The sequence below is a fragment of the Paramuribaculum intestinale genome, from assembly GCF_003024925.1.
Classification (GTDB): domain Bacteria; phylum Bacteroidota; class Bacteroidia; order Bacteroidales; family Muribaculaceae; genus Paramuribaculum; species Paramuribaculum intestinale.
Window position 1 is genome coordinate 1 of the sequence record NZ_PUED01000002.1, and the last position, 21,336, is coordinate 21,336.

The 21,336-nt window shown below is 51.9% G+C and carries 21 protein-coding genes; 14 read left to right on the forward strand and 7 right to left on the reverse strand.

Annotation, left to right across the window (positions count from 1 at the left end):
- The coding region (recG, locus tag C5O24_RS00300) for an ATP-dependent DNA helicase RecG (RefSeq protein ID WP_107681319.1) at positions 1–1,934 on the reverse strand (1,934 nt) is incomplete at its 3' end.
- Complete coding sequence (locus tag C5O24_RS00305; RefSeq protein WP_107034850.1) at positions 1,922–2,605, reverse strand: IspD/TarI family cytidylyltransferase; 684 nt, start codon at positions 2,603–2,605, stop codon at positions 1,922–1,924. The genes C5O24_RS00305 and recG, both read right to left, overlap by 13 nt.
- A gap of 228 nt (positions 2,606–2,833) precedes the next feature.
- Between C5O24_RS00305 and C5O24_RS00310 the strand changes: the two genes are divergently transcribed.
- Complete coding sequence (locus C5O24_RS00310) at positions 2,834–4,642, forward strand: DUF349 domain-containing protein (RefSeq protein WP_107034851.1); 1,809 nt, start codon at positions 2,834–2,836, stop codon at positions 4,640–4,642.
- Positions 4,643–5,004: 362 nt separating this feature from the next.
- Here the strand turns inward: C5O24_RS00310 and C5O24_RS00315 are convergent, their stop codons facing one another.
- The 5 genes from C5O24_RS00315 to dacB form a co-directional block, all read right to left on the reverse strand.
- The gene (locus tag C5O24_RS00315; RefSeq protein WP_107034852.1) at positions 5,005–6,402 is read right to left on the reverse strand and encodes an undecaprenyl-phosphate glucose phosphotransferase; all 1,398 of its coding nucleotides are present in this window, start codon (positions 6,400–6,402) and stop codon (positions 5,005–5,007) included.
- A gap of 203 nt (positions 6,403–6,605) precedes the next feature.
- Positions 6,606–7,466 carry a Cbp1 family collagen-binding glycoprotein adhesin gene (locus C5O24_RS00320; RefSeq protein WP_128702784.1) on the reverse strand — a complete coding sequence of 287 codons (861 nt, stop codon included), beginning with the start codon at positions 7,464–7,466 and terminating at the stop codon, positions 6,606–6,608.
- A 47-nt stretch (positions 7,467–7,513) separates the two neighbouring features.
- The gene (rsmI, locus tag C5O24_RS00325) at positions 7,514–8,245 is read right to left on the reverse strand and encodes a 16S rRNA (cytidine(1402)-2'-O)-methyltransferase (RefSeq protein WP_107034854.1); all 732 of its coding nucleotides are present in this window, start codon (positions 8,243–8,245) and stop codon (positions 7,514–7,516) included.
- Entirely contained in the window at positions 8,245–8,961 is a 717-nt protein-coding gene (locus C5O24_RS00330) for a DUF8457 domain-containing protein (RefSeq protein ID WP_107681320.1), read from the reverse strand. Before C5O24_RS00330 ends, rsmI begins: the two co-directional genes overlap by 1 nt.
- A 67-nt stretch (positions 8,962–9,028) precedes the next feature.
- Positions 9,029–10,522 (reverse strand): D-alanyl-D-alanine carboxypeptidase/D-alanyl-D-alanine endopeptidase, encoded by a 1,494-nt coding sequence (gene dacB, locus C5O24_RS00335; protein ID WP_107681321.1) that lies wholly within the window; start codon positions 10,520–10,522, stop codon positions 9,029–9,031.
- Between the two features lie 151 nt (positions 10,523–10,673).
- Between dacB and C5O24_RS00340 the strand changes: the two genes are divergently transcribed.
- The 13 genes from C5O24_RS00340 (at position 10,674) to C5O24_RS00400 (ending at position 21,333) form a co-directional block, all read left to right on the forward strand.
- A complete protein-coding gene (locus tag C5O24_RS00340; RefSeq protein WP_107681322.1) occupies positions 10,674–11,306 on the forward strand; it encodes a TetR/AcrR family transcriptional regulator in 633 nt (210 codons plus the stop codon).
- Between the two features lie 12 nt (positions 11,307–11,318).
- Positions 11,319–12,065: a 3-oxoacyl-[acyl-carrier-protein] reductase gene (gene fabG, locus C5O24_RS00345; RefSeq protein WP_107034858.1), complete on the forward strand. Its 747-nt coding sequence runs from the start codon at positions 11,319–11,321 to the stop codon at positions 12,063–12,065.
- A gap of 135 nt (positions 12,066–12,200) precedes the next feature.
- Positions 12,201–12,788, forward strand: coding sequence for a DUF4290 domain-containing protein (locus C5O24_RS00350; protein ID WP_107034859.1), 588 nt, complete (start codon positions 12,201–12,203; stop codon positions 12,786–12,788).
- Positions 12,789–12,816: 28 nt separating this feature from the next.
- Positions 12,817–13,347: a ribosome maturation factor RimM gene (rimM, locus tag C5O24_RS00355; RefSeq protein ID WP_107034860.1), complete on the forward strand. Its 531-nt coding sequence runs from the start codon at positions 12,817–12,819 to the stop codon at positions 13,345–13,347.
- A gap of 53 nt (positions 13,348–13,400) precedes the next feature.
- Positions 13,401–13,703 carry a hypothetical protein gene (locus C5O24_RS00360; protein WP_107034861.1) on the forward strand — a complete coding sequence of 101 codons (303 nt, stop codon included), beginning with the start codon at positions 13,401–13,403 and terminating at the stop codon, positions 13,701–13,703.
- The gene (locus C5O24_RS00365) at positions 13,681–14,379 is read left to right on the forward strand and encodes an OmpA family protein (protein WP_107034862.1); all 699 of its coding nucleotides are present in this window, start codon (positions 13,681–13,683) and stop codon (positions 14,377–14,379) included. The genes C5O24_RS00360 and C5O24_RS00365 overlap by 23 nt, the downstream gene beginning before the upstream one ends.
- Before the next feature lie 30 nt (positions 14,380–14,409).
- The gene (proS, locus tag C5O24_RS00370; protein WP_107034863.1) at positions 14,410–15,891 is read left to right on the forward strand and encodes a proline--tRNA ligase; all 1,482 of its coding nucleotides are present in this window, start codon (positions 14,410–14,412) and stop codon (positions 15,889–15,891) included.
- Between the two features lie 64 nt (positions 15,892–15,955).
- Positions 15,956–16,927, forward strand: coding sequence for a glycosyltransferase family 2 protein (locus tag C5O24_RS00375; protein WP_107034864.1), 972 nt, complete (start codon positions 15,956–15,958; stop codon positions 16,925–16,927).
- Complete coding sequence (locus C5O24_RS00380; RefSeq protein WP_107034865.1) at positions 16,924–17,196, forward strand: HU family DNA-binding protein; 273 nt, start codon at positions 16,924–16,926, stop codon at positions 17,194–17,196. Before C5O24_RS00375 ends, C5O24_RS00380 begins: the two co-directional genes overlap by 4 nt.
- Positions 17,196–18,113, forward strand: coding sequence for an HU family DNA-binding protein (locus C5O24_RS00385; protein WP_107034866.1), 918 nt, complete (start codon positions 17,196–17,198; stop codon positions 18,111–18,113). The genes C5O24_RS00380 and C5O24_RS00385 overlap by 1 nt, the downstream gene beginning before the upstream one ends.
- 210 nt (positions 18,114–18,323) lie before the next feature.
- Positions 18,324–19,319, forward strand: a complete 996-nt coding sequence (locus C5O24_RS00390; protein WP_107034867.1) for an AAA family ATPase — start codon at positions 18,324–18,326, stop codon at positions 19,317–19,319.
- Positions 19,320–19,364: 45 nt separating this feature from the next.
- Positions 19,365–20,243 carry a DUF58 domain-containing protein gene (locus tag C5O24_RS00395; RefSeq protein WP_107034868.1) on the forward strand — a complete coding sequence of 293 codons (879 nt, stop codon included), beginning with the start codon at positions 19,365–19,367 and terminating at the stop codon, positions 20,241–20,243.
- A 25-nt stretch (positions 20,244–20,268) separates the two neighbouring features.
- Positions 20,269–21,333 carry a cell wall anchor protein gene (locus C5O24_RS00400; protein WP_133165416.1) on the forward strand — a complete coding sequence of 355 codons (1,065 nt, stop codon included), beginning with the start codon at positions 20,269–20,271 and terminating at the stop codon, positions 21,331–21,333.
- Positions 21,334–21,336: the final 3 nt, after the last annotated feature.

The window sequence follows — 21,336 nt, forward strand, 5'->3', positions numbered from 1 at the left end:
ATCTTAAGGTTCACCGCCAGCCCGCTCTGAAGCGTTCCCTCCAGATCGCCGGGACCGCGCATTTTCAGATCGGCTTCAGCCACGAGGAAACCGTCGGTAGTGGAGGTCTTCACCTGCAGGCGTTTGCGCGTGTCGGCCGAAATATTCTGTTTAGTCATCAGTATGCAGTAGCTTTGGTCAGCACCCCGGCCGACACGTCCGCGAAGCTGATGCAATTGGGATAGTCCGAAACGTTCGGCGTTTTCTATGATCATGACCGAAGCGTTAGGAACATTTACTCCGACCTCAATCACCGTTGTCGCCACAAGAATATCAGCCTGATGCGTGGCAAACAGCTCCATCTGATGATCTTTCTCGGCCGGTTTCATACGTCCGTGGACAAAAGCCACACGATACGACGGAAAATTGTCGCGGACAAATTCATATCCCTCTTCCAGACTTCGCATATCCACCTTTTCATTTTCTTTGATAAGCGGATATACGATATATGCCTGACGACCGGCTTTGAGCTCGCGTCCCATGCCCTTGTAGACATCGATACGGTGGTCGTCAAACCGCAACATCGTAGTCACGGGCTTGCGTCCGGGCGGCAACTCGTCGATAACCGAAACATCAAGATCTCCATACACCGTCATCGCAAGCGTACGCGGTATTGGAGTAGCCGTCATAACCAGAATGTGGGGCGGAACAGTATTCTTTTTCCATATTCTCGCACGCTGAGCCACCCCGAAACGGTGTTGCTCGTCTATGACTGTGAAGCCGAGATTGCGAAACACCACATTGTCCTCAATCACAGCATGAGTGCCGATGAGTATATGCAGCGAGCCATCCTCAAGCTGCCGGTGGATAACAGCCCGCTGCGATGCGGGAGTTGATCCCGTCAGCATCTTCACGTTAATGCCGATAGGCGCCACCAGCCGGCTTATGGTCTCGTAATGTTGCGCCGCCAATATCTCCGTCGGCGCCATCATGCACGCCTGTGTGGAATTGTCGAGAGCGATCAACATGCACAGCAAAGCCACAAGAGTCTTGCCGCTGCCCACATCGCCCTGCAACAGGCGATTCATCTGCCGGCCCGATCCCATATCGGCCCGGATCTCCTTGATCACCCTCTTCTGCGCTCCCGTCAGTTCGAACGGCATGCATTCCTTGTAGAAAGTATTGAAATAATGGCCGATGTGGGGGAATCGCATTCCTCCGACCGAAAGTTTTCGTCGACGGGTGTATTGAAGTATATCGAGCTGAAGATAAAACAGCTCGTCAAATTTCATTCGCGCCCTGGCCATATCGGCACACGATGGCGATGAAGGGCAATGAATGTCGCGTAGAGCTGTAGACAAAGGCGGAAGTCCGAGCCTACGCAGTATATCAGGTGGCATGGAATCTGTCACGCCTCCGAGGGCTATCCTGTCGACCACCGTACGGATCATCGTATGGATGACGCGTGAGTTCACCCCCTGATTACGCAGTTTCTCAGTCAACGGATACACCGGACGCAGACTCCCCTCGCCATGCATATCCGACGGCGGCTCCACCTCGGGATGCACCATGCTCCAACGGCCACAGAATGAGGTGGGCTTTCCGAAAAGCACATAGTCGGTCATCGTGGCATAAAGTTCCTTCAGCTTCTTTATCTGCCGGAACCACACGACCTCCATCGTCGCCGTTCCGTCGGAAAACAACCCCGTAAGACGCGATTTCGCTCCCTCGCCCTGTATGGCAAACGACACGAAACGCCCTCTGACCTGCACCGCCGGCATCTCGCCGCTGAATGATGATATGGCATACATCCTTGTGCGGTCAATATAATGAGCGGGAAAATGACGGAGCAGATCGCCTACGCTCTTGATACCAAGCTCGGACGATAGCAGCGCCGCACGCTTCGGTCCGACACCTTTTACGTATTTTATGTCGGTGGCATTCAGTCGTTGCATTGTCTGAGCAATAGTTCAGCTATGGCGATATCCGACGGATTTGTCACTTTGATATTTATCGGCGATCCCTCGACCAGGCTCACATCATATCCAGCAGCCTCCATCACTGAAGCATCGTCGGTGAACGCCGGACTGTAGGGCATTCCGTAAGCCTGACGGAATTCCATTCCTGAAAATCCCTGCGGAGTCTGTACGGCCACGTAGGCGGCACGATCGACGGCTTTCGAACTTCCATCTGCCCCGACATGCCTTATCGAATCGGAAAGAGCCACGACCGGCACTGCACCCTTTGCTCCTGATGCCACAGCCGCCACCACAGCTTCCACTACGCATCGTCCGACAAGCGGACGCGCGCCGTCGTGGACTGTGATTATATCCGCATCTGCTCCATACGCGTCGACAGCGTTTTTCACCGATTCCCACCGGGTGGAGCCACCGGCCACAATCGGCCCGGGATCGAAACCGGCCGACACGCACACCTCGGTCCAATATCCAATATAATCGGGATTAAGTACCGTTACGACCGTGCCGCCGCATCCAAAGCGCCTCATGGCGTCGACAGCAAGCATCAGCGCCGGACGCTCCCCTATCAGATGGAACTGTTTAGGCAACTCTGCCCCAAATCTACGGCCACTGCCTGCGGCCACCACAATATGGAGGATTCGATTCATAGCGCAAAATTACACAATTCCATGATCATCTCCATCTTTTTCGAAAAGCTTGGCAACATAAATTTTGCGGGGTGCATTTCGTTCGCATAATTTCTACGATTTTTTCCACAAAAAAATTGAATTATTAGAAATAATGTCTAATTTTGGCATTTCAATGGATCATGCCGGCAAATGCCGACTGATCGGACATACCCTATAGAATACCATCAACCAGTTAATTTCTAAATTATGGAAATGCTTGACCGGGCCGAACAACTAAATGAAAAGGTTGCCACGCCTAACCTGCCAAACGAAGAGCTCCCAGGCAAAACACCGGAGGATGCCGAATGCGCCAGTGAAGAGAACGTCACCCGTGAGTCCCTGCTGAAGACCATTGAAATGATTGTCGCCGACGATTCGGAGATTGTCGCCGATGACGTTGCCCGAATCAAGCAACAATTCTATACACTCCACAATGAGCTGACACTCCGCCGTAAAGATGAAGCCGGCGAAGAGGGCGAAGCATTTACTGACACCGAAGATCCGATCGAAGAACGGTTCAAGGCCGCCCTTGCCGCTATCAAAGAGAAGAAAGCGCGTCAGAGAGCCGAGATAGAAACACGTCAGGCCGCTAATCTTGACAAAAAGGAAGCCCTGATCAACGAACTTAAAACTCTTGGCGCCGACACTGACAATGTCAACCGTCACTATCAGCGTATCAAGGAGATACAGAGCGAATTCAAAGAGATCGGCGAGGTACCGCCACAGAATGCCACTGCGCTATGGAAAAACTATCAGGATGCCGTGGAAGCATTCTACGACCAGTGGAAAGTCAACAAGGAACTCCGCGACTATGACTTCAAGAAAAATCTGGCCGAAAAGCAGCTTCTTCTCGACGAGGCCCGCAAACTGACCGAAGAGCCTGACGTGATCACAGCATTCCGACGGCTGCAGAGCCTACATGACAAATGGAGAGAGATCGGGCCGGTGGCAAAGGATGTCCGTGAGGAAATATGGACCTCCTTCAAGGATGCCTCAGCTGAAATAAACAAAAAATATCAGGCACATTTCGAAGAACGTAAAGCACGCGAGCGGGAAAACGAAGAGATCAAGACAGCCTTGTGCGAACGGATAGAAGCTCTCGACTTCAGCAAGCCCTCGACGTATCAGGAATGGGACGCCATGACCAAGACTATACTTGAGGCACAGGAAGAATGGAAAAAGGCCGGATTTGCCCCGCGAAAGACAAACACGGCACTGTTCAACCGCTTCAGGGCACTGTGTGATGACTTCTTCGGACGTAAATCGGAGTTTTTCAAAAAGACTAAAAACGAATTCGCCGAAAATCTTGCAAAGAAAACGTCATTATGCGAAAAAGCCGAGGTGCTGGCCGAAAGCACCGACTGGAAAAAGACTACCGATGCCATTGTAGAACTTCAGAAAGAATGGAAAACGATCGGACCGGTGGCACGTAAACACAGCGATGCGATATGGCGGCGGTTTATCAAGGCATGCGACACATTCTTTGACCGCAAGAAAAAGGTCAACGGCGACACACGCCGAGCCGAGCAAGCCAATCTGGCTACCAAACGCGAAATCATCAGCCGCCTGAATGTCATAGCGTCGGATGAAAACACCACACCGCGCGAACAGGCCATAGCAGAAGTACAGCAACTGCGCAAGCAATGGCAGGAAACCGGTCATGTGCCGTTCAAAGAGAAAGACAAGCTTCAGGACGCATATCGCGAAGTCGTAGGCACCCTCTTCGACAAGCTCGACATCAAGGAGAACCGCGCACGCATGGCCGACTTCCAGGCCGGCATAGAAGCGTCGGCCGGCGACTCCGGCAAACTGTCGCGCGAACGCGAACGTCTGGTCAGGGCATGCGAACAGCGCCGTCAGGAGTTGAAAACCTATGAGAACAATATGGGCTTTTTCAATTCCAAATCGAAGAACGGCGACTCTATAGTCAGAGAAATGGAACGGAAGATGCAGCATCTCAAAGAAGAGATCGCACAGATTTCAGAGAAGATAAAGATCATAGATTCGAATATCTGATCCACCACTTCCCTGTCGACCTGGCCGACATTTCGATCTGAAGGTCAGCCCATAATGACAAAACATCAAGACGCTGTGTCATACAATGATGTGACACAGCGTCTTACTATTTCGAACCTTAGAGCATGTTTGAATTTAACACGAATAAATATATATGGACTTCTTTCTATCCCCTCAAAGGTCTTTTCGGGCGATTTGCGTCAAGCTGCATCGGTCACGATGCCCGCATCGCTCCCTCATCAACTCACGCCAATCTCTACGAAAATCCTCTTTAAGTGAATAGACGTGAAATTCAAACATACTCTTAATTTTCGACAATGATCCACGTACTGACCGACGGGTAAACACCGCGCACTGACGCGTCAATAGGCATTGTCATCGCCTTTTAATATATTAAACAATGTGCGGAAAATGATCTTTATATCGAGCAACAGCGACCAGTGTTCGATATACCACACATCGCACTCCACACGCTTCTCCATCTTCCACAGATGGTCGGTTCCACCTCTTAATCCATTGACCTGAGCCCATCCGGTGATACCCGGCTTGACAGTGTGTCGCATCATATAACGGTCGACCAGATCTCTGTAAACATCGGTATGCGATACCATGTGAGGTCTCGGCCCGACTATAGACATGTCGCCCTTGAGCACATTAAACACCTGTGGCAGTTCGTCGAGCGACGTTTTCCGCAGAAAACGCCCCACTGCTGTGACTCTCGGATCGGTCTTGGCCACCGGCGACTCATCGTCCGATGGATCATATCGCAAAGTACGGAACTTCAAGCAATTGAACGTGCGGCCTTTGAGTCCGGTGCGCAGCTGGCGATAGAATACCGGGCCAGGCGATGTCAGCTTAATAGATATTGCTATGGGTATAAAAAAAACAGGGAACAACACCACTCCGACCAACGACGCCGTTATATCCAGCATCCGTTTCATAAATATATTAAACCGTGAGGCGAGCGGACTGTTCAAGGGTGTCATGACCGGCAGCCGTCCGATCTCATTGACTGCAAACCCACGGTTGACAAAACGCGTGAGCTGTGGCACGATGTGAAGCGTCACAGCATTATTGTCGGCCACTTCAATAGACTGGAGAAGCGCCGATTCATTGTCACCGGAAAGAGTGCAAAAAATCTCCTCTACGTCATTGGCTCTGACAAAGCCGCCCAAATCGCCGACAGGCATTACCGGCAGATCTGGGTCAACCGAACTTACGGCATTGTCGTCGAACACACCCGCTACGACATATCCATAACCATCGTTGGCCATCATGTCGTAAAGCCGCAGAGCTGTATCATTCATCCCCACTATCACCACACGACGATGATTGCGTCCGCAACGACGTAGAAACTTCAGCAGCTGCAACGAAACTACGCAGGCTATCGGAAGCGATATGAACATCAGCGCATAGAACACAGCCAGAGTACTCCATTCCACATAAGGAGCGTCAATCAGATACAACAACACAACAAAAAAAACAGCATGAACGCCACATGCATTTATGGCACTGCGGGCAGTACGTTCCATTTTAAGCGCGCGCAATTCCTCCGGACGTATCAACCGCCATCCAGCAATGATCCATGCAACCGATGCGACGATAATGACTTTGGGTGACATCCACACCCGAGCCTGAGCCATCCCGACCAACAATGAAGTCAGATAATACGATAACACCGCCATGACTATGGCCATGAACGACAAAGCCGGATTGATCAACCAGCCGTAACGTCTGCCACTATTTAATAATCCGGTCATGATACACTAATCGGTCCTGTTGGAATCTGTCGGGATTTCACTACGCTACATTCAATGAAGTATTCTCAGAGCCATTTTTCATATAAACGCAACACATTTCCACTTATTGCCATAATGAGCATATAAACCACAAAAAAGATCGTGTCCCGCCGGTGAAACACCGATAGGGGACACGATCGTATATTATCTTTGCTATAATTTGATCAGTCAATCTTCACCACAAGGAAGTTGCTGACTTCCCAGAACTGTGTCGGATCTTTGATCACCAGCACCTTCTGTCCGTCCTGATCTTCGATAGAATAGCTTGCTGCGGGCTGCTTTGTCATCACCTCCGCCTTCTTGCTGTGAAGCGGTATGTTGTTAAGTGTGCGTTTGTCAGCCTTTATGAAGTAGGCTTTTTCGAAGTCACCTTCAAGTATTCTTGTCTTGCGAAGGAATCCGGTCTGTATAATCTTGTTTTTCTGCAGTTCCGATTTGTTGCCTACGGCATAGTAACAGGTGTTGAGCTCGTCATTGAGCTGTGTTGCTTCCTGACGCGCCACCTCTCGCTCTGTGGTGACAGTCGAGACTGTGGAGCTGAGCGAATCGACCTTCTGTCCAAGGCTTGCTATCTGCACATTGGCAGCCGAAAGCTGGTTGCGGAGAGTGGCCATTTCTGTTTCCTGCTCGGCGATCTGTGCCTTGAGGTTTTCTATGGTTTTGGTAAGAGTGGAATTCTGTACGCCGCTTTTACGCAGTTTTTCCTCAAGTTGAGCCAAACGGTCGCGGCGCTGCTGAAGCGCTTCCTGAATGGCCACCATGTCGTTGCGCAGCTGATCTTTCTGCGAGCGTGCATCCGAGCCATTTCCTGGAGTAGCGATAATGTGTTCCAGATCCTTGATCTGTCCCATCCCGGCTGTAATGTCGTTGATAAGTGCAAACAACGAATCCTGCGTAGCGAGGGTTGCCTGAAGCTCTGAATTGAGCTGTACGTTCTGTTCTTCGGCTTTTTCAAGTTTTTCGCGTGTGCCACATGAAGTCATGACAGCAGCCACGGCAATAGCCATAAAGACTGTTCTCTTCATAATAGTTGAATTGTTGATTTTTAGATACGCCACCGCCAGCAAATCATTCATTCGTCGTCGGTGTCGTTTTTATATTTGTTTTTATGTTTTGGGCGTGGCGACAACTCTTTGTTGCCCGCTACGATAATAACGATTTCTCCGCGCGGATTGTTTTGCGAAAAATATTCTGCCAGATCTCCCAATGTGCCTCTGCGGGTTTCTTCATGCAGTTTTGATATCTCACGGCTGACAGAGGCCTCACGTCCGACGCCACACACTGCGGCAAGATCTGATAACGTTCGGGCCAGCCGCAAAGGCGACTCATAGATAATTGTTGTCCGCGGATCAGCAGCGATCTCTGCAAGTCGCGTGGCTCTCCCCTTTTTCTGCGGCAGGAATCCTTCGAAGCAGAACCGCTCACACGGAATGCCGCTATCGACCAACGCCGGCACAAAAGCTGTCGGCCCCGGCAATGTCACCACCTCAATTCCGCGACGTCGGCATTCTCTTGATATCAGGAATCCGGGATCGGATATGCCGGGAGTGCCGGCATCGGTTATAAGCGCGATATTCTCGCCGGCCTCCATACGGTCGACGAAAGACCCTACGGTCTGATGTTCATTAAATTTGTGGTGGCTTGCCACCGGAGTCGATATCTCGAAATGACGCAGCAACACACCACTCGTGCGTGTGTCCTCGGCCAATATCACATCAGCTTCGCGCAGCACATCCACGGCACGCGGGGGCATATCGGAAAGGTTACCCACCGGAGTAGGCACCATATACAATCGTCCGGCCATCAATGGAAACGCTGAGTCACAATTGCCGTAAAGTCAACCACATCAGGGTTTTCAGGATCCAGACACAGATCATCGGACAGATATTCGATCACTTCGTCGGCCGACGACATTGAGGATACCAGACGCAGAGTGTCGTTGAAATCCTGACTGCTGCCCTTGAACAGTTCGCGTATAAATCTGAAACGGTCATTCAGCGTGAACACCGGATGTCCGGCCACAGGCGTAGATGCATAAGTCACTGAGACAGCGTCAGGCTCTGCCACATGACGGTCTGCTTGCCGATCTTCGACCATGGAGTCGCTGCTGTCGGCCACTTCCTCGGCGATCGCCGAATCAGCCACCGCCATGTCATCGGACGAAACAGATCCGGACGCATGCACGTCGTCGCGACCGATATTGCCAGCCAACGGCTCTGACTCCACGGCTGTCTCAACATCTTTTTTCTCCATCGGCTCTAACTCCGGGTATTGTTCTTTAGAGCCTACGGACTCTACACATGACACCACTGGCGCTGAATCGGCCGCAGCCACTGCCTCAACGCTTTCATGCGAGCCGGCAATAACTTTTGTCAGTTCGAGCAGTGCCGATGCCTTATCATGCAAAATACAATTCACCTCCGGGTTGACAAGGTCACCGCGGCGTTGTATCAGAAGAGCAAGTCCTTCGATTTCGAGAGCGAGTGTAAGGATCTGCCCGGCCTTATCGTTATTATACATATCTTTAATGCTTTTGGTTTCAGACACAAAATTACCGAAAATTTTCAGAATGGCAACAAATCCACTATCATACCCGTCGTTTCTTCTTCGATGACTTGCGGGATTTCTGCGATTTAGTCCGAGACGCCCCACCCTTTTTCTTAGGTGCTTTGGTCACTTGCTTGACCGGACGCACATAGTCTGGGGCAAACATAGAGAGCAACATATCCTCTATCCCGGTCTTCAAAGCTGTCCGTCCGCAAGTAAAACCGTTGACCATTATGACTATAACGTGCGTAGGCTGTCCGTCGCCACCAAGCATATAGCCGGCGTATGACTGCACTCCCCTCATGCTTCCGGTCTTCAACGCCACTCGCCCTTCAAGAGGTGTGTCACGAAGAAAACTCTTGAGAGTGCCGTCGCAGCCAGCTTTTGGAAACAGGCTGACATAGTCGGGAGCCTTGTAGTGTGATGCCATCCATGTGAAAACGTTTGCAAGAAACATTGGGGTCAGACGGTCGTTGCGCGACAGTCCGCTTCCATCCTCGATCACCACACGCCGCGTATCCACATCGCGCGTTTCCCACATGTCAAGCTCTGTCTTGACCGCCGATGCGCGTGACTGCCCCGGCGCTACCGACCGCAGCATGGCCTCAGCCATCATATTGTCACTCCGATACATCAGACTGCGCAATATATCGACAAGTTCAGGCGACCGGTGGATATAGAGTGTGGACGCAACGTCATCGCCATCGGCCGACACCGGAGCATCGGACATCTCCACCCCATTGTGGCGAAGTTTCTGCATCACTTCATGTCGCATCACCGCCGAAGGATCCGGCGTAGAGACGGTGATGCTTTCGCCATTGCGCCGTGGATTTCCACGCGATATTATGACGTTGGAATCCTTCTTGCGGTCAATCTTGAGCGATCCTTTTGCCGGGGTGTGCGACACTTGCAGTCCGGGCACATAAGGCACTGACTTTCGCGACGGGAGGGTCAGCACAAACTTGTTGTCACGGAAATTCGCCGCATGGTGCGATGTCCCGTAGGGCCACACGATATCTTCGTCAGCCCATCCGTCGGGCACGCCCTCCTCAGGCATCAACGACGAATCAATCACCACCGTGCCTTCTACTCGTTTTATACCTGTTGCAACAACGGCAGCGGCTATGCTGTCGGCGAATCCTCCGGCCTCATCGAAATAAGCCGACTCGACGGTAGGATCACCGACACAACGCACCACTATATCGCCCTTGAGTGTGCCGTCATCAGTTATCTTGCCCACCGCCTCAACCCGGGTTTCATAACGGTCACAGGAGTTCATGAGAGTCAGCACCGACGCCGATGTCAGTGCTTTGGTAATGCTGGCCGGCACAAAAGCAGCGTTGCTGTTTATATCACGCAACGTTTCGCCTGTCGCTATATCGGCTATGTATATACCAAGATGTGATTCGCCCACACCGCTGACGCCGATCGGCGACGCCGGCCCGGCGGCTTTGACGGACACAGCCATGGCCATGGCCATGGCCATGGCCAACACGACAAATATCGATCTACGTAATGTACTGTATTTTATCATCCGATAAGATTAGGTCAGAGTTGAAATTCAAGTCGCGAAATTACTAAAAAAGCCCCGTATATGCTTTCCAAAAACTAAAAAGACCCCCACAATAGATGTTAATTCGACAATTTTGAGTAATTTCGCACATCGAAAGAGCAACTGTGCAGATATGGTACTGAAAACTCGCGAAAAGCTCATAGATGTGGCTCGACAGCTTTTTGTGCACAAAGGCGTCGAAAACACTACGATGAACGACATTGCGGCCGCCTCTGACAAGGGGAGGCGCACCATCTACACCTATTTCAAAAACAAGCTGGAGATTTACAATGCCGTCATAGAGCGCGAAAGCGAGCGGCAGGTGGAACGGATAAGGCTGACAGCACAGTCTGATCTTCCACCGGAAGAGAAGCTTCGCCAGTTTCTCATCGGACGGTTCGACACCATCGACGATGTCGTGGCATATCACCCAGGCACCATAAGATCGCTCTTCACTCTTGACTTTAAGAGAGTGGAGCGCATAAGGCGGCTGGCCATTGTCAAGGAGCGTGAGATATTGCGCGAGATACTCCACGAGGGCGTCAGGAAAGGCATATTCTCACGATCACAGGCCGACCGCCTCGAAGCTATGCTGGCGATGGTGTTTCAGGGAGCCTACTACTGTATGATCAAAGGCAACATTGAGGAGGGGGCAGCCGAGATAGGATCACTGCGCCGCGACGTCATCGATTTTGTCATGGAGAGCATAGTCACGCCTCAGCACCATACCGACAAATCTGAGAACAACACCAATATCAAACAATAATACACCTAAAAGATGAAACTACTTGAAGGAAAAACAGCCATCGTCACCGGCGCCGCACGCGGCATCGGCAAGGCACTGGCAATCCGCTTCGCCCAGGAAGGCGCCAATATCGCCTTCACCGATCTGGTAATCGATGAAAACGGCAAAGCCACCGAAGAAGAGATAGCCGCTCTGGGCGTAAAAGTCAAAGGCTACGCATCCAACGCCGCCGACTTCGAGCAGACAAAAGAGGTAGTAGATCAAATCCACAAGGATTTCGGCTCGATCGACATACTTGTGAACAACGCCGGCATAACCAAAGACGGACTCATGATGCGCATGACCGAGCAGCAGTGGGATGCCGTCATAGCAGTCAACCTCAAGAGCGCGTTCAACTTCATCCACGCCACCCTATCCATCATGATGCGCCAGCGCAGCGGCAGCATCATCAACATGGCATCGGTGGTAGGAGTACACGGCAATGCCGGCCAGTCGAACTATGCCGCCTCCAAAGCAGGCCTTATAGCTCTGGCCAAGAGCATAGCGCAGGAAGTAGGTTCACGCGGCATCCGCGCCAACGCCATTGCCCCCGGCTTCATCGAGACAGCCATGACAGCCGCTCTCCCCGACAACGTCCGCGCCGAATGGGTACAGAAGATACCCCTGCGCCGCGGAGGCAAGCCCGAGGATATCGCCGACGTGGCCACATTCCTCGCTTCTGACATGTCGAGCTATGTCACCGGCCAGGTGATACAGGTCGACGGCGGAATGAACATGTAAGCCAGACTTACCCAGACCGAAGCAGTCACAATCCGTGCCGACTATGGGATATTTCCATCAGCGGCACGGATTTTTTCATTATTTGCAGAAATGCGGGATAATGCGTAACTTTGAGGAAATTTTCAAAACCTACTGATGTTAAGATACAACACTCAGCTTGAACGGCTGAAACTGCCTGAATACGGACGCAACATACAGAACATGGTGGAGCATTGCCTCACCCTGACCGACCGCGACGAGCGCAATGCCTGCGCAAGAAGCATCATAGAAGCCATGATCCGGCTGACGCCACAGGCCAAGAACGATCCCGACCACACGCGTAAACTCTGGGATCATCTGGCCATTATCTCAGACTTCAGGCTTGACATCGACTATCCGTTCGATCAGGTAGAGAAGGATACGCTCCAGAGTACACCCGAGCGTGTGGCCTACGGCCTGCAGAATATCCGCTACCGTCATTACGGCAAATCGGTCGAACGCCTTGTCGCCACCGCTTCAGCCATGGAGCCGGGGCAGGAACGCGACACATTAGTCAGACTGATCGCAAACCACATGAAAAAACTCATGCTGGAGGTGAACTGCGACGGTGTTGACGACATGAAGATCTTCAAAGATCTTGCAGAATTGTCGCATGGAGAGATACGGATACATCCCGAAGAGATGAGACTTCACGAATTCAAGGCCGTACAACAGCCTACAGGCAAGAAACGACGCAAACGCTGATCCTTCCATATCCGCAAAAACAGACTACATGATCAAGGCAAGCGAACTCACCGCCATAGGAGCCATCATCAAGCCCCACGGAGTTAAGGGCGAAATGGTGATCAACCTTCGTGACGACCGGATCGATATCGAACGCACCGAATGCATCGTAATGGATATAGATGGGATCTATGTGCCTTTTTTCATTGAAAACGTCCGTCAGAAAGGGCGCGAGTCGTATATAATAGCCATCGAAGGCATAACGTCCGACACTGCCGCGGCCGAATTCAACGGCAAGACAGTATATGCGCTGCGCGAACACATGGCCGAAATGACCGACGAGAGCGACGACGGATTCTACGCATCCGATCTAATAGGATTCAAGGCCGTCAAGCCCGACGGCACTGCGATAGGTGTCATCGACGGAATAGAGGACAGCACTATCAATGTGCTCGCGATCATTCACGCCGATAATGACCGCACCGTCTACATGCCGCTTGCCGATGAATTCATAACCGATATTGATCCCGACAGACAGATTATCACTTTTGACGCTCCTGACGGAATCGAATCACTTTGACAGACGCTATACAGATAAAGAATCCATTAAATAGTCTAAAAATCCCCTGCCACATGGAGTTCGACGAAACAAAAGCCATAGAATATATGCGCGAAGCCATAGGCCGGCGCGCCGAAGCCTATGATGACGACCAGTTGCTTAATCTCATCGACATCATCTGGGACTTCTATGAAGAGAACGGATTGCTCGATATAGATGCCGACGAAGAGATCGACGATGAAGAAGCTGTGCTCGACGATCTTGTGGCTTACGCGCGACGCATGCTCCGCAAAGACAAGGAATCAAAGATCAACGATGACGACATCGCACCGCTCATCGAAGCCGAGATAGACTATGAAAACTCTCTCGACCAGTAATTTCGCAGCCCGTTTTCTGACGGCGGTGGCACTTGTAGCGCTGCTCGCATGGCCCATGGATGCCGAAGCGCAGTTTTTCAAAAAGAAAGAGAACCGCTACACCGATCCTTACAAGGGATTTACAGAAGAGGCCTACATGGATATGGATTTTCTGCCCAACATCTCTACTCCAGAAGTACATAAAAAAGCAAAAAGCGGAGTAAAGAAAACCATAAGAGCCCTTGCCGAACAGCTGAAGAATAAAGTGACCGTGGATCTTGTGAGAGATGACGAGGTGGTGCTTGTCACATTTCCGACCGACGATCTCTTCCTGCCCAACGACACCATGCTCACCACCGAAGGCACCGCTTTGCTCGCACCGCTGCTGCCACACATGAAGAATCCGATGATGTACAAGATTGTGCTGGCCGTGCATACCGACGACACCGGATCAGAGCTCTACCGCGATGAACTCTCAACCTCACGCCTCAATTCGGTCTACGACTGGTTCATGCTTGCAGTCGAATCCGGACAGATTCAGGAAAACCTCATCATCATACCGTTCGCAATGTCGTCCACCATGCCGCTGGCCGACAACAACACTCGTGACAACCGCGCGCTCAACCGACGGCTGGAGGTGTATTTCATACCAGGGCCGCAGCTGATCGACGAGGCGTATAAAGGACAATTGAAATAACAAAACAACATATCATCTTAACATACGAAAATGGCAACAGAACTCAAAGACCTCACCAAGAGAGCCGACAACTATTCGCAATGGTACAACGACCTCGTTATAAAAGCCGACCTTGCCGAACAGTCGCCGGTGAGAGGATGCATGGTCATCAAGCCCTACGGCTATGCCATCTGGGAAAAAATGCAGCGTGAACTCGACCGGATGTTCAAGGAAACCGGCGTACAGAACGCCTACTTCCCTCTGCTGATACCAAAGTCTTTTCTTTGTCGTGAAGCCGAACATGTGGAAGGCTTTGCCAAAGAGTGCGCCGTAGTGACCCATTATCGTCTGAAAAACGATCCTGACGGACGCGGAGTGATTGTAGATCCTGACGCGCGCCTCGAAGAGGAACTTATAGTGCGTCCGACATCGGAAACAATAATATGGGGCACCTACCGCAACTGGATACACAGTTACCGCGATCTGCCCATACTCTGCAACCAGTGGGCCAACGTTATGCGCTGGGAGATGCGCACGCGCATGTTCCTCCGCACATCTGAATTCCTCTGGCAGGAGGGCCACTGCGCCCATGCGACAGCCGAAGAGTCGGAAGCGCGCACAGTGCAGATGATCAACCTCTACGCCGACTTTGCCGAAAAGTATATGGCAATGCCGGTAATCAAGGGTGTCAAATCGGCCAACGAACGGTTTGCCGGAGCTGTCAACACTTATACCATCGAGGCTATGATGCAGGACGGCAAAGCCCTCCAGAGCGGCACGTCGCACAATCTCGGCCAGAATTTCGCCAAGGCGTTCGACGTGACGTTTGTCAACAAGGACAACCAGCCCGAATATGTATGGGCCAACTCATGGGGAGTGTCGACTCGCCTGATGGGAGCGCTGATAATGAGCCATTCCGACGACAACGGCCTCGTACTTCCGCCCCACCTCGCCCCCATACAGGTAGTGATAGTGCCTATCTATAAAAACGCCGAACAGCTCAAGCAGATCAGCTCACACATCGAACCGATCCTGCTCCAGCTCAAGGAGATGGGCATCAGCGTGAAATATGACGATGCCGACAACCGCCGCCCGGGATTCAAGTTTGCCGACTACGAGCTTAAAGGCGTACCTGTGCGTCTGGTAGTCGGAGCGCGCGACATAGAAAAAGGCACCGTTGAGATCATGCGCCGCGACACGCTCGAGAAGAGCGAAGCCCCGCTCGAAGGCATAGCCGGCCACGTAAAGGCTCTGCTCGAAGAGATACAGACCCATATCTACAGGAAAGCTCTTGCCCACCGGCAGGAAATGACACGCACCGTGGATACCTACGACGAATTCAAGAAAGAGATCGAGAAGGGCGGATTTATCCTCGCACATTGGGACGGCACAACCGAAACAGAGCTTAAGATTAAAGAGGACACCAAAGCCACACTCCGTTGCATTCCCCTTGACGGCGACACGACTCCGGGAGTATGCATGGTGACCGGACGTCCGTCGAAGCAGCGCGTGATCTTTGCCCGCAACTACTGATTCAACACCAACGTAAACACTACCTGCGACCTGCAGAAGGGTCGCAGGTATAATTCCCCACGCAATGAGTTCGACCGACATTACGTCAGGCAAGAGCACACGTCTGGCCATAGTGATCCCCTGCTACAACGAAGAGGAGGCACTGCCGCTGACTGTCGCACGGCTGACAGATATCATCGGATCTATGGTCGGCGACGGTCTGGTGTCGTCCGACAGTTACATAATGTGTTGCGACGACGGAAGCCGCGACGCCACATGGCGCACAATCCGCAATCTGCACGCTTCCAATCCGATGGTCAGGGGACTGTCGCTCGCCCACAACCGGGGACATCAGTATGCTCTGCTCGCCGGCCTGATGACAGTCCGAAACGAGTGTGACGCGGCCATAAGCATCGATGCCGACCTGCAGGATGACCCACGGGCCATGATAGAGATGGTGAAGCGCTTCCGCGAGGGTGCAGAAATTGTCTACGGTGTCAGGCGCAGCCGTCAGTCCGACACATGGTTCAAGCGCACCACGGCGCGAGGCTTCTATCGGTTTCAGCACAGCATGGGACTCGATACCGTATATGATCATGCCGACTACAGGCTTATGAGCGCACGAGCGCTCGAACTGCTTTCGTCATACGGCGAAAGCAATCTTTTCCTGCGAGGCATTGTGCCTCAGATTGGCCTGACCACAGCCGTAGTGGAATATGACCGTAACGAACGTGTGGCTGGCGAATCAAAATATCCTCTCAAAAAAATGCTGAGTTTTTCGGTCGACGGCATCACTTCATTCTCGTCGCGTCCGATCAGAATGATTTTTTATGTAGGGCTCGGCTTGCTGATCGCTGATATCGCCACAGCCATATACGTGTTGCTTTCATGGATTCACCACGACGTGGAACCGGGCTGGACCTCACTCATGCTTTCGGTGTGGTTTCTGGGCAGCCTCATACTTATGGCGCTCGGCATCGTCGGCGAATATATCGGCAAGATTTTTATCGAGGTCAAACACCGTCCTCGATATGCCATCAAAGAAATAATAAAATGACTGACACCAAATCACTCGAAACACAGCTCTCAATGGAGAGCGGCCACAATGTCGACGTCATAGAGGCTGAAGTGAAGGCCATCGTCGATGCTTTGGGCGATTTCTGCGCCCAGGGCGATTCGGTGGCGATACCTGGATTCGGCACATTCCAGTCGGTAAAGACCGATGAACACATCGATACCGATGATGAAGGACGCCGTATGCTGATACCTCCATCCATTACCGTAGAATTCAAATCGAGCGTTGTGCTCCGCAAATCCCTTAACTGATGAACGAAAAGATACCTTTGCGGGCACTCGCCGACAGAGTGGCTGAAACCACCGGACGCAGTTCGGCCGAAATGGAAACTCTGATCAAACGTCTGTTTGAACTCATCGCCGAAGGACTCCACGAAGGACGAAAAGTGGAGGTGAAAGGCCTCGGCACATTCTCTCTGTCGGACAATCCGGCGGATCCGGTAGAGTTCAGCCCGGCGGATGCGTGGGCTGAAAGAATCAACGCCCCTTTCGCCATGTTTGAGCCTGAAGAACTTGCCGAAGAGGCAACTGAAAGCGACTTTAACGATATTCCGGCTGATACTTCAGCTTCCGTCACGACCGAACAAGACATAGAAGAGGAAACGCCCCTTCACGTATATGCGGCGACAGAGGAGGTCCTGACAGAAGAACCACTGCCAGAGGCAGTGACAGACACGGAGATTGCAACCGCTGAAACTGTCGCAGCCTGCGAGCAGCAGCCTGTGATGCATAAAGAGCCGACTGCCGCAGATGCGGCCGGAGTCGAGGAAGAGATCACAGTCCAGACAAAGATTATCGCCGAAACGGAGTCCGACAGCACACCAGGATTTATTGACGCCGACGAAACAGCCGAAACGGACGAAACTGTCTCCAACGACAGCCTGCAACCCACATCTGAAGCGTATCCGGCCGAGATAGGGTTCCTGACCGACAACGCCGATACGACTGATAACGAGGATACTCATGAAGAATACATGGTGAGCACGGACGTTGACGACGCAGCTGCTGACAACGGATTCGGCAAAGGATTCATAGTCGGACTAATCGTCGGACTGGCCATAGGTGCTTTGGCGCTATGCTGCTATGTGATGTATTTCGTACACACCTCTGGTCAGCCTCAAACGATTGAGACCGAGCTAACTGAAAACTCTCCGGTCATTACCGAATGACAGCCCGAACAACATCCAATATTTGTGAAATAATTAAAAGGTTTGTAAGAATAAACCTATAATAGCTAAATTTAACACACCGTTAGCCGCTCCCGGGTGTTATAATATATAATTTTGCGTAGGTCATTGTTGCTCACGTACAGTGGCCACGCAATCAGATTTTAGACTTCACATACGAACTAACCACTTAACAAAGCCGCAAAACATCTTATGAGCGAATCCGTTAACATCAGAGAGTTGAACGACCTCGTGGCGAGCAAGAACGATTTCGTACAGCTCATCACCAAAGGGATGGATCAGACAATCGTTGGGCAGAAGCATCTTGTTGACTCTCTGCTGATAGCATTGCTGGCCAATGGCCATGTGCTTCTTGAAGGCGTCCCCGGTCTGGCCAAGACACTCGCCATCAAGACACTTGCCCAGGTGATCGACGCCCGTTACAGCCGCATACAGTTCACTCCCGACCTTCTTCCTGCCGACGTCACCGGCACGATGATCTACAGTGTGCAGAAAGAGCAGTTCCAGATAAAGAAAGGCCCGATCTTCGCCAACTTCGTACTGGCCGACGAGATCAACCGTGCTCCGGCCAAGGTGCAGAGCGCCCTGCTCGAAGCCATGCAGGAGCGACAGGTGACCATAGGCGAACAGACATTCAAGCTCGACGAGCCGTTCCTGGTGATGGCCACACAGAATCCTATCGAACAGGAAGGCACATATCCCCTGCCTGAAGCGCAGGTCGACCGTTTCCTTCTCAAGGTGATCATAGGTTATCCCAGCAAGGACGACGAACGCCAGATCATACGCCAGAACATCTCACCGCGCAAGATCGAAGTCAAACCACTTCTGCGTCCCGAAGAGATTCTCGACGCCCAGAAGATCGTAGAACAGATATATCTTGACGAAAAGATCGAACGCTATATTGTGGATATAGTGTTTGCCACACGTCGTCCGGAAGACTACAATCTGAAGGATCTCAGCGGCATCATTTCTTTCGGAGCATCTCCCCGCGCATCAATCGGCATGGCCAAAGCCGCCCGCTCCTACGCCTTCCTGCGTCAGAGAGGCTACGTGATACCCGAGGATGTCAGAGCAGTGTGTCACGACGTGATGCGCCACCGCATCGGGCTCAGCTATGAAGCCGAAGCCAACAATATCACTTCCGACGAGATCATATCGGAGATACTCGACAAGGTCGAAGTGCCCTGACGCGAAGAAACTCCACACGACACTCACTATCCTACCGACTGATTGATGGAAGCTACCGAGCTCATAAAAAAAGTCAGGAAGATCGAGATCAAGACCCGCGGACTCTCCCAGAATATTTTTGCCGGAGAGTATCACACCGCATTCAAAGGTCGTGGAATGATCTTCTCTGAAGTGCGTGAATACCAGTATGGCGACGATGTGCGCGACATAGACTGGAACGTCACTGCGCGCCATAACCACCCGTATGTAAAAGTGTATGAGGAGGAACGCGAGCTGACAGTGATGCTTCTTGTCGATGTCAGCGGAAGCCGTCTGTTCGGAGCCTTAGGCGAGGAAAAGCGTGAGATGATAGCCGAAATCGCTGCCACGATCGCTTTCTCGGCCATACAGAACAACGATAAGATCGGTGTGTTATTCTTTTCCGACAAAATAGAGAAGTTTATCCCACCCAAAAAAGGCCGGAAACATATTCTCTTCATCATCCGTGAACTGCTCGACTTCTCTCCTGAGAGCAAAGGCACAGATATAGGAGGAGCCTTGCGATATCTTACCGATGCTCTTAAAAAGCGCACCACCGCTTTTGTCATCTCCGACTTTATAGATGATGCCGAATCCTACCGTACATCACTGTCGGTAGCCGCCAACAAGCACGATCTGATAAGCATACAGGTTTTCGACAAACGTGACACCCAGATTCCTGATATAGGACTGATTCGTGTGAAAGATCTCGAAACCGGAGGCGAACGATGGCTCGACACTTCGTCGAAGCGCACACGGCAGGCATTGAGCAAATGGTGGTATGACCGCCAACAGAAAATGACTGAAACGATGCGTCACAGCGGAGTCGACATAGCCTCGATTGCCACCGATGAGGATTACGTGCGCGCATTAATGGCTCTTTTCCAACGGCGTGGCGTAAGATGACAGCGCGCAGTGCGGCAACCGCTGCATGATGCGTCAGGAATCATCACCACAAGCATCCGGACGACAGATCACACTCCACACCCACCAACATTACATTCCCAACCATAAAGACATGAATCTTTCGGCAAGACAACCACTGATACTCCTAACCGCAATACTGCTTGCAGCCATAGGGGCAGGAGGCGCGGCAACCGCACAGGTCAAAGTAAGGGTAGCACTCGACTCGGCCTATATAGAGATGGGGCGCACCACGCCTCTTCATGTGGAAGTGACCGGAAAAATCGACGAAACGGGAGGTATCATGCTCCCCGACACTCTCTGGCGTGAAGTGGAGGTGGCCAAAGTGGGTGAACCGCTTGTGACCGATCTCGGCAACGGCAACAAAGAGCTGCGTCAGGAGGTGATACTCCAGGCTTTTGATTCGGGACTGTACACTCTGCCTCCGGTATTGTTCGTGCAGGACGGGCAAGTGACCGAAAGCAACCGCCCCGCCCTGAAAGTGATGCCGGTGGCCATTGATTCGCTATCCACGATCCATGACTATTACGACGCCCAGAATCCGCCTCGCCATTTCTTTGACTTCCTCCCCGACTGGATGACCGACTATGGCCTGTGGATTTTGCTCGCACTGCTCGTCATCGGTGCTGCCCTGTATATCTATTTCAAATGGATAAAGCAGGGACGGCTGCCGCTCGTACCTGCGAAAAAACCTGTCCCGCCCTACGAACTCGCCATGCAGCGTCTTGAAACTCTGCGCGCAGAGAATCTATGCGACAAGGGTCAGGAGAAGGAATACTATACACGACTCACCGACATACTTCGCAGCTATCTCGACACCCGTTTCGGCATCAACGCAATGGAGATGACTTCATCGCAGATAGTCAAGTCATTGCGCAATAATGAGGAGACGCGAATGCCTGAAAAATACATGAGCCGTGTGCTTGAGATAGCCGACTTCGTAAAGTTTGCCAAGGCACGGCCGCTCCCCGAGGACAACGCCGCATCATTCCGTTCGGCCCTGCAGTTTGTAGAGGACACAAAACCCCTGCCGACCGACACCGAGAAAGATACAGCCGAAGACATCAAATAATCT

Bases quoted from the DNA above. Each gene is read 5' to 3' on its own strand.
- rimM (WP_107034860.1), top strand. From the start codon at position 12,817: ATGATCAAGGCAAGCGAACTCACCGCCATAGGAGCCATCATCAAGCCC.
- C5O24_RS00385 (WP_107034866.1), top strand. From the start codon at position 17,196: ATGAACGAAAAGATACCTTTGCGGGCACTCGCCGACAGAGTGGCTGAA.
- C5O24_RS00350 (WP_107034859.1), top strand. From the start codon at position 12,201: ATGTTAAGATACAACACTCAGCTTGAACGGCTGAAACTGCCTGAATAC.
- C5O24_RS00305 (WP_107034850.1), bottom strand. From the start codon at position 2,605: ATGAATCGAATCCTCCATATTGTGGTGGCCGCAGGCAGTGGCCGTAGA.
- C5O24_RS00365 (WP_107034862.1), top strand. From the start codon at position 13,681: ATGAAAACTCTCTCGACCAGTAATTTCGCAGCCCGTTTTCTGACGGCG.
- dacB (WP_107681321.1), bottom strand. From the start codon at position 10,522: ATGATAAAATACAGTACATTACGTAGATCGATATTTGTCGTGTTGGCC.
- rsmI (WP_107034854.1), bottom strand. From the start codon at position 8,245: ATGGCCGGACGATTGTATATGGTGCCTACTCCGGTGGGTAACCTTTCC.
- C5O24_RS00390 (WP_107034867.1), top strand. From the start codon at position 18,324: ATGAGCGAATCCGTTAACATCAGAGAGTTGAACGACCTCGTGGCGAGC.
- C5O24_RS00330 (WP_107681320.1), bottom strand. From the start codon at position 8,961: ATGTATAATAACGATAAGGCCGGGCAGATCCTTACACTCGCTCTCGAA.
- fabG (WP_107034858.1), top strand. From the start codon at position 11,319: ATGAAACTACTTGAAGGAAAAACAGCCATCGTCACCGGCGCCGCACGC.
- C5O24_RS00315 (WP_107034852.1), bottom strand. From the start codon at position 6,402: ATGACCGGATTATTAAATAGTGGCAGACGTTACGGCTGGTTGATCAAT.
- C5O24_RS00380 (WP_107034865.1), top strand. From the start codon at position 16,924: ATGACTGACACCAAATCACTCGAAACACAGCTCTCAATGGAGAGCGGC.
- C5O24_RS00400 (WP_133165416.1), top strand. From the start codon at position 20,269: ATGATGCGTCAGGAATCATCACCACAAGCATCCGGACGACAGATCACA.
- C5O24_RS00340 (WP_107681322.1), top strand. From the start codon at position 10,674: ATGGTACTGAAAACTCGCGAAAAGCTCATAGATGTGGCTCGACAGCTT.
- C5O24_RS00360 (WP_107034861.1), top strand. From the start codon at position 13,401: ATGGAGTTCGACGAAACAAAAGCCATAGAATATATGCGCGAAGCCATA.
- proS (WP_107034863.1), top strand. From the start codon at position 14,410: ATGGCAACAGAACTCAAAGACCTCACCAAGAGAGCCGACAACTATTCG.
- C5O24_RS00395 (WP_107034868.1), top strand. From the start codon at position 19,365: ATGGAAGCTACCGAGCTCATAAAAAAAGTCAGGAAGATCGAGATCAAG.
- C5O24_RS00310 (WP_107034851.1), top strand. From the start codon at position 2,834: ATGGAAATGCTTGACCGGGCCGAACAACTAAATGAAAAGGTTGCCACG.
- C5O24_RS00375 (WP_107034864.1), top strand. From the start codon at position 15,956: ATGAGTTCGACCGACATTACGTCAGGCAAGAGCACACGTCTGGCCATA.
- C5O24_RS00320 (WP_128702784.1), bottom strand. From the start codon at position 7,466: ATGAAGAGAACAGTCTTTATGGCTATTGCCGTGGCTGCTGTCATGACT.